The following is a 14,475-nucleotide window of genomic DNA, read 5'->3' as shown; positions in this document are numbered from 1 at the left end:
GGATCGGGGTAAGGCGGGGTAAGGCGGGGAAACGGGAAAGGGTGAAGCGCTGGCTCAGCGGTAGCCGAGCCCTTTCAGGACGGCCGTGCCGTCTTCGGTCAGCCGGAAGCTCGGGCTCGTATCGGGGTCGAGCTTGACCATTTCGACGAGGCCGGCTTCCTGCAGCGCGGGCAATTCGGGTTTGGCGTTCGCGCCGATCGGTGCATGCAGCAGCACGAGCAACGTCGCGATTTCATGATGACTGAGCAGGCGGCGCAGCATCGTCTTCTTTGCAGGGGGCGCGGCCGGGCGGCCCGCGGGTGCTTCTACGGCGCTCATCGCTTTCCTCCTTTTCGAGATAACCATCGGGTACTGGTTGCGGATGGTGCCGTCGAAGACTTAAGCGATTCTTAAAACCGGGGCGGGCGGCGCAATGCTGCACCGCGGTACGGGTTACGGGATGTAACGGCGGGCGGCGCGCGGGTTCCGGCATGGCCGCGGCCGACCGCGCAGGCCGGTACCTGGCTGCCCGATGTGCGACGATGGCGCGCGGCGAGATCGCGCGGTCCAATCGATCGCCGAATCGCGAGCGCGCTCCGGCCCCGAACTTCTCTCATCCTTATTTCCGCCGCTGCGCTTGCGCGGCGAGCCGCACGGCCGCGTTCGCCGCGCCGTAGCCGTCATACCCGCCGCGCCGCTCGACGATCTCGAGCGAGAAGCGGTTGTCGACCAGTTCCGTATACGCATGCAGGAATTCGCCGCCGTCCTCGTCGCGGTCGTAGAGCAGGTGATGCGCGCTCAGCGTGTCGATCAGTTCGTCCGGTAGCGCATAGCGCGCGGCGAGATCGTCGTAGTAGTTGGCCGGAATGCGCAGGAACGGGACGCCGTCGGCCGCGAACGCGGCGACCGTCTTCACGATGTCGTCCGTGCGGAACGCGACGTGGTTCAGCCCGGTGCCGTGGTAGCGGTCGAGCGATTCGGCGACGGCCGTATGACGGTCGACCGACGCGTTCAGCGCGATCCGCACCGAGCCGTCGGCGCTGCGTACCGCGCGGCTGCGCATCAGCCCGTACGGGTCGGGCACGAGCCAGCTGCGCTCGGCGTCGAAGCCGAACGCCGTCTTGAAGAACAGGATCCACGTGTCGAGCGCGTCGGCCGGCAGCGCGAGGCACACATGGTCGATACCCGTCAGCGGGCCGACTTCGGTGGGGCCGTCGATGTCGGTCAGCACGAAGTCCGATTCATACAGCGTCGGCGCATCCGGCGCTTCGTCGACGAAATATTCGAGGCTGCCGTCCGGCGCCTTCACGCTCGGCAGCACGCGCTCGTTCGGCCCGACCTGGCCCGAGAACGGCGCGTAGCCGAAGCCTGCCGCGCGTTCGAACGCCACTTTCGCGTCGTCGACGCGGAACGCCGACGCGCACAGCGACAGCCCGTGCTGCTGGAAGAACGCATCGGCGAACGAGTCGCGCTCGGCGTTCAGCACGATCGATGCAGCGCCGTGCTGGAACAGCGTCACGTCCTTCGAGCGATGCCGGCCGGCGAGCCGGAAGCGCATCCGGCCGAGCCATTCGCCGACGGTCGCCGCCGCCTGCGCGTCGACCGCGAATTCGATGAACTGGAACCCGACGTGCGCGGGCGGCGCGGGCGGTGCGAACAGCGGCTGGCTGGCGGCCGGCGCGCGGCCCTCCTGGGCGAGCCGCGCGCGCGTCAGGTCTTCCAGATAGAGCAGCGAGCGATGGCCGTCGGCGGCCGTGAGCGCGGTCGGCGCCGCGCGGAAGCCATCGTTGAAGATCTCCAGCGATAGCGGCCCCGTATAGCCCGACTCGATCACGCGCGCAGTGAAGCGCGCCAGGTCGAAGTCGCCCTGGCCGGGGAACGAGCGGTAGTGGCGACTCCATTCGATCACGTCCATCACGAGCTTCGGCGCGTCGGCGATCTGCACGAAGGCGATCCGGTCGCCGGGGATGTCGGCGATCCCGTCCGGCGAATCGTCGAGCGACAGCGTGTGGAAGCTGTCGAGCGCGAGGCCGAGGTGCGGGCTGTTCACCGCGTTCACGAGCTTCCACGCGTGGCCGTACCGCTTCACGACGCGGCCCCACGCGAGCGCTTCGTACGCGGCCACCACGCCGGCCTGCCGCGCGGCTTCGGCGAGCACGCCGAGCTGGTCGACGAGCAACCCGTCGTCGGCGATCGTATCGGCCGCCACGCTGCTGCAGACGAGGATGCGATCGGTGCCGAGCGCATGCATCACGTCGAACTTGCGCTTGATCCGGTCGAGATTGCGCGCGAGCTGGGCCGCGCTCACGCCCTCGAAGTCGCGAAACGGCTGGAACAGCACGATGTCGAGGCCGAGATCGGCGGCCATGCGCCGGACGTCGGCCGGCGATCCGTCGAAGTAGACGAGGTCGTTTTCGAAGATTTCGACGCCGTCGAAGCCCGCGGCCTGGACGGCGGCGAGCTTCTCGGCGAGCGTGCCGGACAGTGACACGGTGGCGATCGAGCGCTGCATGGGGCGATTCCTGCGGATGAGCGGGGCATGACGCCGGTCTAACCGACCGTGTCTAACCGACCGTGCCGAACCGACCCTGAATGAACCAGTCGTTGAGTTCGGCGCGGGCGCCATATCCCGAATTTACTGGGCTAGTCATCCGTATTGTACAAACTAACTAGATGGTACAAATTAGCGAAAACCCGGAAAGACAGCCCGCTTGCACGGGCGCACACTAGCGCCAAATTCCGATGTCTTCGGGGCGGCGCCGATCGTGGTCCGCCCCTGTTTCAGGAGCAGAAACACGATGAGCAAGCACAAGGTACTGGTGCTGAACGGCCCGAACCTGAATTTGTTGGGCACGCGCGAGCCCCATATCTACGGCGCGGAAACGCTCGCCGATCTCGAGCAGCGCTGCCGCACGGCGGGGGAAGGGCTCGGGCTGGAAATCGACTTTCGCCAGTCGAATGCCGAGCACCAGCTGATCGACTGGCTGCACGCCGCGCGTCACGACACGCACGGCATCGTGATCAACCCGGCCGCGTATACGCATACGTCGGTGGCGCTGGCCGACGCGCTTTCCGCGATCGCGAAGCCGGTGATCGAAGTGCATATCTCGAACGTCCATCGCCGCGAGGCGTTCCGTCACCATTCGTATGTGTCGGCGCTCGCCGAAGCCGTGATCTGCGGCTGCGGTACCGAAGGCTACGTGTTCGCGCTGCAGCGCCTGGCGACGGTGTTCGCGAAGGGAGCCGCACGATGAGCCGCCCGTCGTTCCTGATCGGCCTGATCGGCCAGGGCATCGGCGGTTCGCTGTCGCCCGCGATGCACGAGGAAGAGGGGTTCCGCCAGGGCTTCGGCTACGTGTACCGGCGCCTCGATCTCGACGTGCTCGGCGTGACCGCCGACGCGCTGCCGCAACTGCTCGATGCCGCGCAGCGGATGGGCTACAACGGGCTGAACATCACGCACCCGTGCAAGCAGCGCGTGATCGAGCACCTCGACGCGCTGTCGGACGACGCGCGTGCGCTCGGCGCGGTGAATACCGTGCTGTTCAAGGACGGCAAGCGGATCGGCCACAACACCGACTGGTCGGGCTTCGCGAAATCGTTTAGCCGTGGGCTGCCCGGCGCGTCGCTCGAACGCGTCGTCCAGCTCGGCGCGGGCGGCGCGGGCGCGGCCGTCGCGCACGCGGCGCTGCAGATGGGCGCGGCCGAACTGACGATTTTCGACGTCGACGGCACGCGCGCCACCGCGCTGGCGGGCGAATTGCAGCAGCGCTTCCCCGCCGCCCGCGTCACGCCGGGCAGCGATCTCGCCGCCGCGATGCGCGCGGCGACCGGCCTGATCCACTGCACGCCGACCGGCATGGCCAAGCATCCGGGCCTGCCGCTGCCGGCCGAGCTGCTGCATGCGGGCATGTGGGTGGCCGACATCGTGTATTTCCCGCTCGAAACCGAACTGATCCACGCCGCGCGAGCGGCCGGCTGCGCGACGCTGCCGGGCGGCGGGATGGCCGTGTACCAGGCCGTCGACGCGTTCGAGCTCTTCACCGGGCGCACGCCCGACGCCGAGCGGATGTTCGATCACTTTCAGTCGCTCGTCGCGCGCTGACCCCCTTACAGACACAGAAAGAGACCAGGAGACGACCATGCAGCACACTACCCACACGAGCGCCGCGCCGGCGCAGGCGGCCGGCACGGTCCGGCGCACGTCGGCGCGCTACAAGATCCTCGCGCTGCTCGCGATCGGCACGATGATCAATTATCTCGACCGCACCGTGCTGGGCGTGGCTGCGCCGCAGCTTACCAAGGAGCTCGGCATCAACGCGGCCGTGATGGGCATCATGTTCTCCGCGTTTTCGTGGACGTACGTGGCGATGCAGGTGCCCGGCGGCCTGTTCCTCGACCGCTTCGGCAGCAAGGTCACCTATTACTGGTCGATGACGCTGTGGTCGCTGTGCACGTTCCTGCAAGGTTTCGTGCCGGGCGTCGCGACGTTGCTCGCGTGCCGGCTGGGCCTCGGCGTGACGGAAGCGCCATGCTTCCCGACCAACAGCCGCGTCGTCGCGACGTGGTTCCCGCAGAACGAACGCGCGATGGCGACCGGCACCTATACCGTCGGCGAATACATCGGCCTCGCGTTCTTCAGCCCCGTGCTGTTCGCGCTGATGGGCGCGTTCGGCTGGCGCTCGCTGTTCTGGGTCGTGGGCGCGGTCGGCATCGCGTTCGGCCTCGTCTGGTGGAAGTTCTATCACGAGCCGCGCAACCATCCGGGCGCGAACTCGGAGGAACTCGCGTACATCGAAGCGGGCGGCGGCCTCGTGCACGGCGTGCGCAAGACCGACGCCAAGAGCGGCAAGGCCGAGCAGCCGAAGTTCAGCTGGTCGATGGTCGGCCAACTGGTGAAGAAGCGCCAGCTCGCGGGCATCTGCCTCGGCCAGTTCGCCGGCAACTCGACGCTCGTGTTCTTCCTGACCTGGTTCCCGACCTATCTGGCAACCGAGCGCCACATGGGCTGGCTGAAGATCGGCTTCTTCGCGGTGATGCCGTTCATCGCCGCGTCGGTCGGCGTGATGTTCGGCGGGATCTTCTCCGACTGGCTGCTGCGCCGCGGCAAGTCTGCGAACCTCGCACGCAAGCTGCCGATCATCGCGGGCCTGCTGCTCGCGTCGACGATCATTCTCGCGAACTACGTGCAGAGCAACGAAGCGGTGATCGCGATCATGTCGGTCGCATTCTTCGCGCAGGGCATGGCCGCGCTCGGCTGGACGCTCGTGTCGGATATCGCACCGGACGGCCTGCTCGGCGTGACGGGCGGCATCTTCAACTTCGCGGCGAACCTCGCGGGCATCATCACGCCGCTCGTCGTCGGCTTCATCGTCGCATCGACCGGCTCGTTCGTCGGCGCGCTCGTGTTCATCGGCGTGATCGCGCTGGTTGGTGCGCTGTCGTACATCTTCGTCGTCGGCGACATCAAGCGGATCGAGCTGTAAGCACCCGTTCCCCGCACACACGGTGCGTTCGCCCGGCGGCCAATCGGCCGCCGGGCTTTTTTGTTTGCGGGCGCCGGCGGGCGGGCCGGCATGTACGTCACTTCATGCGTGCTGCATCGCGATGGCGAGCGATTCGACCGCAGCGGCGATCGCCGCGACCGCACGCCGGATATCGCCCGCATCGATCGCGCCGATGCAGCCGACGCGGAACGTCTCGAGCCGCGTGAGCTTGCCCGGATACAGGATGAAGCCCGCATCCCTCACCGCGTCGTAGAAGCGGCGGAAATCGTAGGCCGGATGGTCGGGCGCGTGAAACGTGACGATCACCGGCGCCTGCACGCTCGCGTCGAGGAACGGCACGAAGCCGAGCGCGCGCATCGATTCGACGAGCGTCCGGCAGTTCTCCGCATAGCGCGCACCGCGCGCCGGCTGGCCGCCTTCGGCGAGGTACTGGTCGAGCGCGGCACGTAGCGCGGCAATCACGTGCGTCGGCGGCGTGAAGCGCCATTGCCCCGTCTTGCGCAGATACGCGTACTGATCGTGGAGATCGAGCGCGAGCGACCGCGCGTTGCCTTCGCTCGCGTCGAGCGCGTCGCGCCGCACGATCGCGAATCCCATCCCCGGCACGCCTTCCAGGCATTTGCCGCTGGCCGAGATCAGCGCGTCGATGTCGCTGCCCGCCAGCGCGATCGGCAGCGCGCCGAACGAACTCATCGCATCGACGATCAGCCGCTTGCCGTGCCGCCGGCATGCGGCCGCGATCGCATCGAGCGGATTCAGGATCCCGGCGCTCGTTTCCAGGTGCACGAGCGCGACGTGCGTGATGCGCGGCTCGCGCGCGAACGCGGCCTCGACGGCCGCCGTGTCGACGGCCGCGTCCTCGCCGAACGGCAACGCGATCGCTTCGATGCCGAGCCGGCCGAGGATCTTCAGGATGCGCGCGCAATACGCGCCGTTGTCGGGCACCAGCACGACGCCGTCGCGCGGCACCAGCGTGCCGAGCGCGGCTTCGACCGAGAACGTGCCGCTGCCCTGCATCGGCACGCACACGTACGCGTCGCCGCCCTGCGCGATGGCGACGAGATCCGCGCAGACGCTGGCCGTCAGTTGATTGAAAGCGGCGTCCCACGACCCCCAGTCATGTTGCATTGCGTGGCGTGTTGTGGCGGACGTGGTGAGCGGGCCGGGCGTAAGCAGAATCGGGTCGGGCATGGCTTTTGTCTCCAGCAAAGGGCGAACGGAACGCCGGGCGGCATTTCTCGATGACTTGCATGATAGTGGCAAAATGTGTCATTTTTTGGAAATTGTGGCATTCGTCACGGCTTTGTCATCGAACGCTGTGATCCTTCGGTTGCCGCGCGACACCCAGCCCGAGCGCGGTAGCGCGGCGGCCGTTCAGCGGCCTGCCCGAAGACAACAGGAGAGCCGGATCGTGCCCCGGCCGTTTGGTGTTCCGCCTACGGAGAAGTGAGATGACACTGCAGAAACCCTCGCGCGCCGCCGCCGGCGCATTCCGCAAGCTCGCGCTGGCCGCCTGCGCCGCCGGTCTGCTGCAAGGCGCCGCGATGCCGGCGCAGGCGGCGAATGCGGTCGTGCTGTACACGGCGGACGGTCTCGAGAACCTCTATCGCGATGTGCTGCCGGCTTTCGAGAAGAAGGAAGGCGTGAAGGTCAACATCGTGACGGCGGGCAGCGGCGAGGTGGTGAACCGCGCGAACATCGAGAAGAATTCTCCGAAGGCCGACGTGATCGTCACGCTGCCGCCGTTCATCCAGCAAGCCGGCCAGATGGGCCTGCTGCAGCCGTACCAGAGCGTGAACTACAAGAACGTGCCGGCCATCGCGAAGGCCGAGGACGGCACGTGGGCGACCTTCGTCAACAACTACTTCTCGTTCGCGATCAATCCGGACGTCGTGAAGAACCAGCCGAAGACGTTCGCCGACCTGCTCGCGCCGGCCTACGCCGGCAAGGTCGCGTACTCGAACCCGGCCACGGCCGGTGACGGGATGGCCGTGCTGATCCTGACGACGTCGCTGATGGGCGAGGACAAGGCATTCGACTACCTCGCGAAGCTGTCGCAGAGCGTGAAGTTCCACACGAAGGGCACGGGCTACCTGAACGTGCTGCTGTCGCGCAACGAGATCAGCGTCGCGAACGGCGATCTGCAGATGGATCTCGACGACGCCGAACACGGCGCGCTGTCCGTCAAGCCGATCTTCCTGGCCGCGAAGGACGGCGACCGGCCGACCACGTTCCAGCTGCCGTACGGCATCGGCCTGATCAAGAGCGGCCCGAACCAGGACGCCGGCAGGAAGCTGATCGACTACCTGATGTCGACGGACGTGCAGTCGAAGGTACCGGACATGTACGGCATCCCGGGCCGCACCGACGTGCCGCTGGCCGGCAAGAACGGCGAAGCGGTCAAGAAGGCGATCGCGGGCGTGAATCTGATCCCGGTCGACTGGACTCACGTGATGGCGAAGAAGCCGGAATGGATCGAGCGCTGGAAGAAGGACGTGATCGGCAGCTCGGGCAAGCAGCTCGACGTCGTCAAGCCGAAGTGACCGGCGCACGCCGCCTGTATCAGCGAGCAAGAGGATGAACCCGGTGGATACCGCCCTGACCCATCCCGGCGCATTCGGCGCCGCCGAACCGCACGCGACGCTGCGGTCCGGCGTGCCGGGCGGCGTGCAGATCCAACACCTGAGCGTGCGCTACGGCGCACGCACGGTGCTCGAAGATCTGTCGCTGTCGATCGGCGCCGGCGAATTTCTGACCGTACTCGGCAAGAGCGGCTGCGGCAAGACCACGCTGCTGCGCTTCATCGCCGGATTCGTGAAGGCCGACGGCCTGACCGGCACGCTGACCGTGGCCGGCCGCGACCTGACCTATGCGCCGCCGCACAAGCGCAACCTCGGTCTGCTGTTCCAGAATTACGCGTTGTTCCCGCACCTGTCGGTGTTCGAGAACGTCGCATTCGGGCTGCGCGCACGCGGGATGGCGTCGTCGGAAGTGACGCGCCGCGTCGCCGATGCGCTGAAGCTCGTGCAACTCGGCGATGCGGGCCACCATCTGCCCGCGCAGTTGTCCGGCGGGATGCAGCAGCGCGTCGCGCTGGCGCGCGCGCTCGTGATCGAGCCCGACGTGCTGCTGCTCGACGAGCCGCTGTCGGCGCTCGACGCGAACCTGCGCGCGTCGGTGCGCAGCGAACTGAAGGCGCTGCACGAGCGCCTCCCGAACCTGACCGTCGTCTGCGTGACGCACGACCGCGACGACGCGCTCGTGCTGTCCGACCGCGCGCTGCTGATGCGCGACGGCCGCATCGCGCAGCTCGGCACGCCGCAGCAGCTGTACGACGCACCGCGCGACGGCTACGTCGCGCGCTATCTCGGCCCGGCGAACCTGCTGCCGCCGCACGTGATCTTCCCGCTCGGCGATCCGCGTCACGAGATACGCGGCAAGGTCGCGTGCGTGCGCCCCGAGCGCCTGACCGTGATGCCGCCCGCGGCCGGCGGCCTGCACGGCACGGTGTCGTCGGTCGAATGGCAGGGCGCGGACTTCTCGATCGCGGTCGTGATCGACGCGGCGCCCGACGAGCCCGTGCGCGTGACGATGCAACGCGGCCGCGGCGCGGCGCCCGAGCGCGGTGCGCGCGTGTCCCTGCATTGCGAGGCAGACGATGTCGTCCTTATCGAGCCCTGAAGCCGGCCTGCCGCCGCACGTGCTCGCGTCGGCTGCGGCACACGCCGCCGCCGCGCGGCGCCGCAGGCGAATGGGCGACCTGCACCTGGCCGCGCTCGCGATCGTCGTGCTCGGCCCGCTCGTCGTCTATCCGCTGGTGCGGCTCGTGCTGCTGAGCGTGTCGGGCGATCACGGGCTGAGTTTCGCCGCGTACCGGACCTTCTTCGGCAATCCCGACACGCGCAACGTGCTGCTGACGACGCTCGGCGTGCTGTTCGCGAGCGCCGGCACCGCGTCGGTGCTCGGCGTGCTGCTGGCCGCACTGCTGTTCTTCAGGCCGTTCCCGGGCGCGTCGCTCGTCACGCGCTTCCTGGAACTGTACGTCGCGTTTCCGTCGTTCCTCGTCGCGTTCACGCTGATCTTCCTGTACGGCTCGCAAGGCTCGATCAGCATCGCGCTGCAGCACCTGTTCCATCTCGAGAATCCGCCGCTCGACTTCCTGTTCGGCATCGGCGGCGTGATCCTCGCGCAGACCGTGTTCTACACGCCGTTCGTCGTGCGGCCGACGCTCGCGTCGTTCGCGACGCTCGACCTGCGGCTGATCGAAGCCGCGCGCAGCCTCGGCGCGCCCGGCTGGATGCTCGCTCGCCGCGTCGTGCTGCCGATCGCATGGCCGGGCATCGCCGCCGGCACCGTGCTGTGCTTCCTGCTGACGCTGAACGAGTTTGGCATCCTGCTCGTGCTCGGCAGTGCGCGGCTCGTCACGCTGCCGGTCGCGATTTACAGCAGCGCGACCGTCGATCTCGACCTGCCGACCGCGTCGGCCGGCGCGGTCGTGATGTTGTCGCTGTCGCTGGCGCTGTATGCGGTTTATCGCCGGGTGAACCGGCGCGCGACGGGAGGGAACGATGTCCGCTGAATTCCGTATCGGGCACGCCGTGCCCCGTCACCCGATCGGCTGGACCGACACGCTGCTCAAGCATGCGTCGCGCACCGCGCTCGCGCTGGCCGCGTTCGCGTGCTTCTGGCTGTTCGTGCTGCCGGTGATCGTCGTCGCGCTGTCGAGCGTGTCGACGCAGTGGTCGGGCACGATTTTGCCGGCCGGCTACAGCCTGCGCTGGTTCGAGCGGCTCGGGTCGCCGGAATACGACGCGCTGCTGACGAGCCTCGAAATCGGCTTCGGCGTGTCGGTTCTCGGCACGATCCTCGGGCTGTGGCTGGCGCTCGCGCTCGAAGGGCGCGACCGGCGCGGCCTCGGCGCGCTCGTCGACGCGCTCGTGATGGTGCCGAACGGCGTGCCGAGCGTCGTGCTCGGGCTCGCGGTGCTGATCGCGTATCACCAGAAGCCGCTCGACCTGTCGAGCTCGGCGGCGATCGTCGTGCTGGTGCAGCTCGCGCTGATTCTGCCATTCTGCTATCGCTGCGCGGCCGCCGCGCTGCGCCCCGAATTGACCGTGCTGCGCGAAGCCGCCGCGAGCCTCGGTGCGCCACCCGCGATGGTGCTGCGCCGCGTGCTGCTGCCGCAGCTCGTGCCGGCGTTGCGCGCGAGCCTCGCGCTCGGCTTCGCGCTGTCGCTCGGCGAGCTTGGCGCGACGCTGACGGTGTATCCGCCCGGCTTCGCGACCGTGCCGATCGTCGTGATCGGCCAGGTGGAGCGCGGCTATTACCTGCCGGCGTCGGCGCTGTCGCTGCTGATGCTCGGCGCGTCGCTCGCGGCGCTGCTGCTGATCGCCGCGCGTGTGCCGCGCGGCAAGCAGGCCGCATCATGAACGCCGCGTTCGCGTTGCGGCGCCCCGGCGAGCAAGCAGCCGCCGGCAACGGGTCGACGAATCTCGCGGGACGCTCGATCGACGTCAACGGCCGACGCTACCGGTTGCCGGTCGAGCCGACCGTCGTCGCCTGTGTCGATGGCTGCGAGTACGACTATCTCGAACGCGCGGTGGAAGCGGGCGTCGCGCCGTTCATCGGCCGGATGATCGAGCAAGGCACCGCGTGGCGTGCCGATTGCGTCGTGCCGACCTTCACCAACCCGAACAACCTGTCGATCGTTTGCGGCGTGCCGCCGTCGGTCCACGGGATCTGCGGCAACTATTTCTGGGATCCTGCTGCTGACGGCGGGCGCGGCGCCGAAGTCATGATGAACGACCCGGCCTACCTGCGCGCCGGCACGCTGCTCGCGGCGGCGTCCGATGCCGGTGCGCGAGTGGCCGTCGTCACCGCGAAGGACAAGCTGCGCCGGCTGCTCGGCTGGCGGCTGAACGGCATCTGCTTTTCGGCCGAGAAGGCCGCGCAGGCCAATCTCGCGGAAAACGGGATCGTCGACGTGCTCGACTGGGTCGGCCTGCCGTCGCCGGACGTATACAGCGCGGCGTTGTCGGAATTCGTGTTCGCGGCCGGCGTACGGCTCGCGCAGACGCGGCAGGTCGACCTGATGTACCTGTCGACCACCGACTACGTGCAGCACAAATGCGAGCCGGGCAGTGCCGGCGCGAACGCGTTCTACGCGATGATGGACGGCTACCTCGCGCTGCTCGACGCGCTCGGCTGGGCGATCGGCCTCACGGCGGACCACGGGATGAACGCGAAGCACGATCCGGCGACGGGCCGGCCGAACGTGATCTATCTGCAGGATGCGTTCGATGGCTGGTACGGCGCGCAGGCTGCGCGCGTGATCCTGCCGATTACCGATCCGTACGTCGTGCATCACGGTGCGCTCGGTTCGTTCGCGACGATCTACCTGGCGCCGGGCGTCGACCGGGCCGACGCGATGTGGCGCGTCGGCGGCCTCGACGGCGTCGAGCTCGTGCTCGACAACGCGGAAGCCGCCGCACGTTTCGAACTGCCGCCCGACCGGATCGGCGATCTCGTCGTGATCGGCCGCCGCGACATGACGCTCGGCACCCGCGAGCGCGAACACGACCTGTCGGGCCTCACGGTGCCGTTGCGTTCGCATGGCGGCGTGTCCGAGCAGGAAGTGCCGCTGCTGTTCAATCGCCGTATCGAGCGGGACGATCCCGCCCGTCGCCCGCGCAACTTCGACGTGTTCGATTTCGTGCTGAACCGGATCGCGACATGATGGCGCATCCGCGGCAGGATCATCCGTCGTTTCGTGCCGAAGCGTTGCGCTGGTGCGGCACGCGCGCGATGCGCGAGCGCACGCTCGACGTCACGGATCCGTACACGGGCACACGCGTCGGCACCGCGCCGCTCGCCAGCGTCGACGACGTGCGCGCGGCGTTCGATTACGCGATGGCCTACCAGCCGACGCTCACGCGCTACGCGCGTTCGCAGATTCTCGAACGGGCGGCTGCGTTGCTGCGCGAGCGCACCGAGGAAGCCTCCGACCTGATCACGCTCGAGTCGGGGTTGTCGAAACAGGATTCGCGCTACGAGATCGGCCGGGTGGCCGACGTGCTGAAGTTCGCGGCGGCCGAGGCGTTGCGCGACGACGCGCAGAGTTTCTCGTGCGACCTGACGCCCCACGGCAAGACACGGCGCGTGTTCTCGCAGCGCCAGCCGCTCGGCGGCGTGATCGTCGCGATCACGCCGTTCAATCATCCGATGAACCAGGTCGCGCACAAGATCGCGCCGGCGATCGCGACCAACAACCGCGTGATCGTGAAGCCGTCGGAGAAGGTGCCGCTGTCGGCGTTCTATCTGGCCGACCTGCTCTACGAGGCCGGTCTGCCCGAGCCGATGCTGCAGGTGCTGACCGGCGCGCCGGCCGAGATCGCGGACGAACTCGTCACGCATCCGCATGCGTCGCTGATCACGTTCACGGGCGGCGTCGCGATCGGCAAGGCGATTGCCGCGCGGGCCGGTTACCGGCGCATTGTGCTGGAGCTGGGCGGCAACGATCCGCTGATCGTCCTCGCCGATGCCGATCTCGACCGCGCGGCATCGCTGGCGGTGCTCGGCTCGTACCGGAATTCGGGCCAGCGCTGCACGGCCGTCAAGCGGATGCTGGTGCAGCGCTCGATCGCGCCCGCATTCACCGAATTGCTCGTCGAGAAGACGCGCGCATGGAGATACGGCGATCCGTTCGATTCCGCGAACGAAATGGGCACGGTGATCGACGAGGCGGCGGCGCGACTGTTCGAGACGCGCGTGAACGAGGCGGTTGCGCGGGGCGCGCGTCTGCTGACCGGCAATGTGCGGCGCGGCGCGCTGTATGCGCCGACCGTAATCGACAACGTCGATCCGTCGATGACGATCGTGCGCGAGGAGACCTTCGGGCCGGTGTCGCCCGTCATCGCGTTCGACACGATCGACGATGCGATCCGGATCAGCAACGGCACGGCATTCGGGTTGTCGTCGGGCGTCTGTACGGACAGCACGGCGGCGGTCGTGCGGTTCGTGAACGAACTGAACGTTGGCACGGTGAACGTGTGGGAAGTGCCCGGTTACCGGATCGAGCTGTCGCCGTTCGGCGGAGTCAAGGATTCGGGGCTCGGTTACAAGGAAGGTGTCCAGGAGGCGATGAAGAGCTTCACGAACCTGAAGACGTTTTCGCTGCCTTGGGAGTAAACGGATGGCGTTGACGGTGGAAGAGATTCACGGGCTGTATCGCGAGCATGGCCATGTGGCCTATAGCGGCGAACCGGTCACGCAGCTCGAACATGCACTGCAGAGTGGATTGCTGGCGGAGCAATCCGGGGCGGACGAAGCGCTGGTCGCGGCTGCGTTCCTGCACGACCTCGGCCATCTGCTGAATCGTCAGGGCGACACGCCGAGCGTGCGCGGGATCGACGATCTGCATCAGTATTACGTGCTGCCGTTCTTGCGGCCGCTGTTTGCCGACGCAGTACTGGAGCCGATTCGGCTGCACGTCGACGCGAAGCGCTGCCTGTGCCGCACGGACGCCGGCTACTTCGAGAGCCTGTCGCCGGACTCGGTGCGTAGTCTGGCGTTGCAGGGCGGCATTTTCAGTGAAGAGGAGACGGCAGCGTTCCTGCAGCGCCCGTTCGCGGAGGACGCGCTGCGACTGCGTCGCTGGGACGACATGGCGAAGGAGGAAGGCAAGGTGACACCGGATCTCGCTCACTATATGGAGATCGTCGCGCGCCAAGTGCGCGCGGCCCCCTGACGACGGTTCGGCTGCTTCTATATAAGGCGCCGCACGCGGCAGCGTGCGGCGCCTTATATTTTTCGCGAAACCCCTTGCGCGATTGCCGGGCGATGCATAGAATCACGCCTCTTTCGCGCTAACGGAAACGCGGCGCGGGAGGAAGGGAAGCGGTGCTGTTGGGGTTCGGTCGTAGCGAGCCTTGGCGGTACAGGAAGTTGAGCCCCGCAGTCGCAACGATGTAGTGTAAAAAGTTGTTGACGA

Annotated in this window: 13 protein-coding genes; 10 read left to right on the top strand and 3 right to left on the bottom strand. The window is 67.8% G+C overall.

Annotated elements, in window-relative coordinates; all coding sequences use genetic code 11:
• Positions 1-54 precede the first annotated feature (54 nt).
• Together HWX76_RS20115 and HWX76_RS20110 are read right to left on the bottom strand one after the other, a co-directional pair.
• Positions 55-318, bottom strand: coding sequence for a hypothetical protein (locus HWX76_RS20115; protein WP_050017302.1), 264 nt, complete (start codon positions 316-318; stop codon positions 55-57).
• 280 nt (positions 319-598) lie between these two features.
• Entirely contained in the window at positions 599-2,491 is a 1,893-nt protein-coding gene (locus tag HWX76_RS20110; RefSeq protein ID WP_124639762.1) for a sugar phosphate isomerase/epimerase and 4-hydroxyphenylpyruvate domain-containing protein, read from the bottom strand.
• Between the two features lie 286 nt (positions 2,492-2,777).
• On the opposite strand from HWX76_RS20110, the gene aroQ reads away from it, so the two are divergent.
• The 3 genes from aroQ to HWX76_RS20095 are packed head-to-tail and all read left to right on the top strand — an operon-like array spanning position 2,778 to position 5,465.
• Positions 2,778-3,233, top strand: a complete 456-nt coding sequence (aroQ, locus tag HWX76_RS20105; RefSeq protein WP_050017300.1) for a type II 3-dehydroquinate dehydratase — start codon at positions 2,778-2,780, stop codon at positions 3,231-3,233.
• A complete protein-coding gene (locus HWX76_RS20100) occupies positions 3,230-4,084 on the top strand; it encodes a shikimate dehydrogenase (RefSeq protein ID WP_050017299.1) in 855 nt (284 codons plus the stop codon). Before aroQ ends, HWX76_RS20100 begins: the two co-directional genes overlap by 4 nt.
• A gap of 37 nt (positions 4,085-4,121) precedes the next feature.
• Entirely contained in the window at positions 4,122-5,465 is a 1,344-nt protein-coding gene (locus tag HWX76_RS20095) for an MFS transporter (RefSeq protein WP_050017298.1), read from the top strand.
• Positions 5,466-5,567: 102 nt separating this feature from the next.
• Here the strand turns inward: HWX76_RS20095 and HWX76_RS20090 are convergent, their stop codons facing one another.
• Positions 5,568-6,677 carry a 2-aminoethylphosphonate--pyruvate transaminase gene (locus HWX76_RS20090; RefSeq protein WP_050017297.1) on the bottom strand — a complete coding sequence of 370 codons (1,110 nt, stop codon included), beginning with the start codon at positions 6,675-6,677 and terminating at the stop codon, positions 5,568-5,570.
• 260 nt (positions 6,678-6,937) lie between these two features.
• On the opposite strand from HWX76_RS20090, the gene phnS reads away from it, so the two are divergent.
• From phnS to HWX76_RS20055, 7 genes are read left to right on the top strand one after another with little or no spacing between them, the layout of a single operon-like run.
• A complete protein-coding gene (gene phnS, locus HWX76_RS20085) occupies positions 6,938-8,029 on the top strand; it encodes a 2-aminoethylphosphonate ABC transporter substrate-binding protein (protein WP_050017296.1) in 1,092 nt (363 codons plus the stop codon).
• Positions 8,030-8,063: 34 nt separating this feature from the next.
• Positions 8,064-9,167 (top strand): 2-aminoethylphosphonate ABC transport system ATP-binding subunit PhnT, encoded by a 1,104-nt coding sequence (gene phnT / locus HWX76_RS20080; RefSeq protein ID WP_050017295.1) that lies wholly within the window; start codon positions 8,064-8,066, stop codon positions 9,165-9,167.
• Complete coding sequence (gene phnU, locus HWX76_RS20075; RefSeq protein ID WP_027806028.1) at positions 9,145-10,065, top strand: 2-aminoethylphosphonate ABC transporter permease subunit; 921 nt, start codon at positions 9,145-9,147, stop codon at positions 10,063-10,065. Before phnT ends, phnU begins: the two co-directional genes overlap by 23 nt.
• Positions 10,055-10,915: a 2-aminoethylphosphonate ABC transport system, membrane component PhnV gene (phnV, locus tag HWX76_RS20070; protein ID WP_050017294.1), complete on the top strand. Its 861-nt coding sequence runs from the start codon at positions 10,055-10,057 to the stop codon at positions 10,913-10,915. Before phnU ends, phnV begins: the two co-directional genes overlap by 11 nt.
• Entirely contained in the window at positions 10,912-12,222 is a 1,311-nt protein-coding gene (phnA, locus tag HWX76_RS20065; protein WP_089489799.1) for a phosphonoacetate hydrolase, read from the top strand. Before phnV ends, phnA begins: the two co-directional genes overlap by 4 nt.
• On the top strand, positions 12,219-13,673 hold the full coding sequence (phnY, locus tag HWX76_RS20060; protein WP_089489798.1) for a phosphonoacetaldehyde dehydrogenase: 1,455 nt from the start codon (positions 12,219-12,221) through the stop codon (positions 13,671-13,673). The genes phnA and phnY overlap by 4 nt, the downstream gene beginning before the upstream one ends.
• A gap of 4 nt (positions 13,674-13,677) precedes the next feature.
• On the top strand, positions 13,678-14,232 hold the full coding sequence (locus HWX76_RS20055; RefSeq protein WP_089489797.1) for a phosphonate degradation HD-domain oxygenase: 555 nt from the start codon (positions 13,678-13,680) through the stop codon (positions 14,230-14,232).
• Positions 14,233-14,475 lie beyond the last annotated feature (243 nt).

Origin of the sequence: Burkholderia sp. BCC0398, assembly GCF_902833245.1 — a bacterium.
In the GTDB taxonomy this organism is placed as follows: Bacteria; Pseudomonadota; Gammaproteobacteria; order Burkholderiales; family Burkholderiaceae; genus Burkholderia; species Burkholderia sola.
Note: the sequence above shows the minus strand (reverse complement) of the source record. Positions and strands in the feature narration are given on the sequence as shown.

Excerpts from the sequence above, each read along its gene's own strand:
- phnT (WP_050017295.1), top strand. The coding sequence starts at position 8,064 with ATGAACCCGGTGGATACCGCCCTGACCCATCCCGGCGCATTCGGCGCC.
- HWX76_RS20100 (WP_050017299.1), top strand. The coding sequence starts at position 3,230 with ATGAGCCGCCCGTCGTTCCTGATCGGCCTGATCGGCCAGGGCATCGGC.
- phnS (WP_050017296.1), top strand. The coding sequence starts at position 6,938 with ATGACACTGCAGAAACCCTCGCGCGCCGCCGCCGGCGCATTCCGCAAG.
- aroQ (WP_050017300.1), top strand. The coding sequence starts at position 2,778 with ATGAGCAAGCACAAGGTACTGGTGCTGAACGGCCCGAACCTGAATTTG.
- phnA (WP_089489799.1), top strand. The coding sequence starts at position 10,912 with ATGAACGCCGCGTTCGCGTTGCGGCGCCCCGGCGAGCAAGCAGCCGCC.
- phnU (WP_027806028.1), top strand. The coding sequence starts at position 9,145 with ATGTCGTCCTTATCGAGCCCTGAAGCCGGCCTGCCGCCGCACGTGCTC.
- HWX76_RS20115 (WP_050017302.1), bottom strand. The coding sequence starts at position 318 with ATGAGCGCCGTAGAAGCACCCGCGGGCCGCCCGGCCGCGCCCCCTGCA.
- HWX76_RS20110 (WP_124639762.1), bottom strand. The coding sequence starts at position 2,491 with ATGCAGCGCTCGATCGCCACCGTGTCACTGTCCGGCACGCTCGCCGAG.
- HWX76_RS20055 (WP_089489797.1), top strand. The coding sequence starts at position 13,678 with ATGGCGTTGACGGTGGAAGAGATTCACGGGCTGTATCGCGAGCATGGC.
- HWX76_RS20095 (WP_050017298.1), top strand. The coding sequence starts at position 4,122 with ATGCAGCACACTACCCACACGAGCGCCGCGCCGGCGCAGGCGGCCGGC.
- phnV (WP_050017294.1), top strand. The coding sequence starts at position 10,055 with ATGTCCGCTGAATTCCGTATCGGGCACGCCGTGCCCCGTCACCCGATC.
- phnY (WP_089489798.1), top strand. The coding sequence starts at position 12,219 with ATGATGGCGCATCCGCGGCAGGATCATCCGTCGTTTCGTGCCGAAGCG.
- HWX76_RS20090 (WP_050017297.1), bottom strand. The coding sequence starts at position 6,677 with ATGCCCGACCCGATTCTGCTTACGCCCGGCCCGCTCACCACGTCCGCC.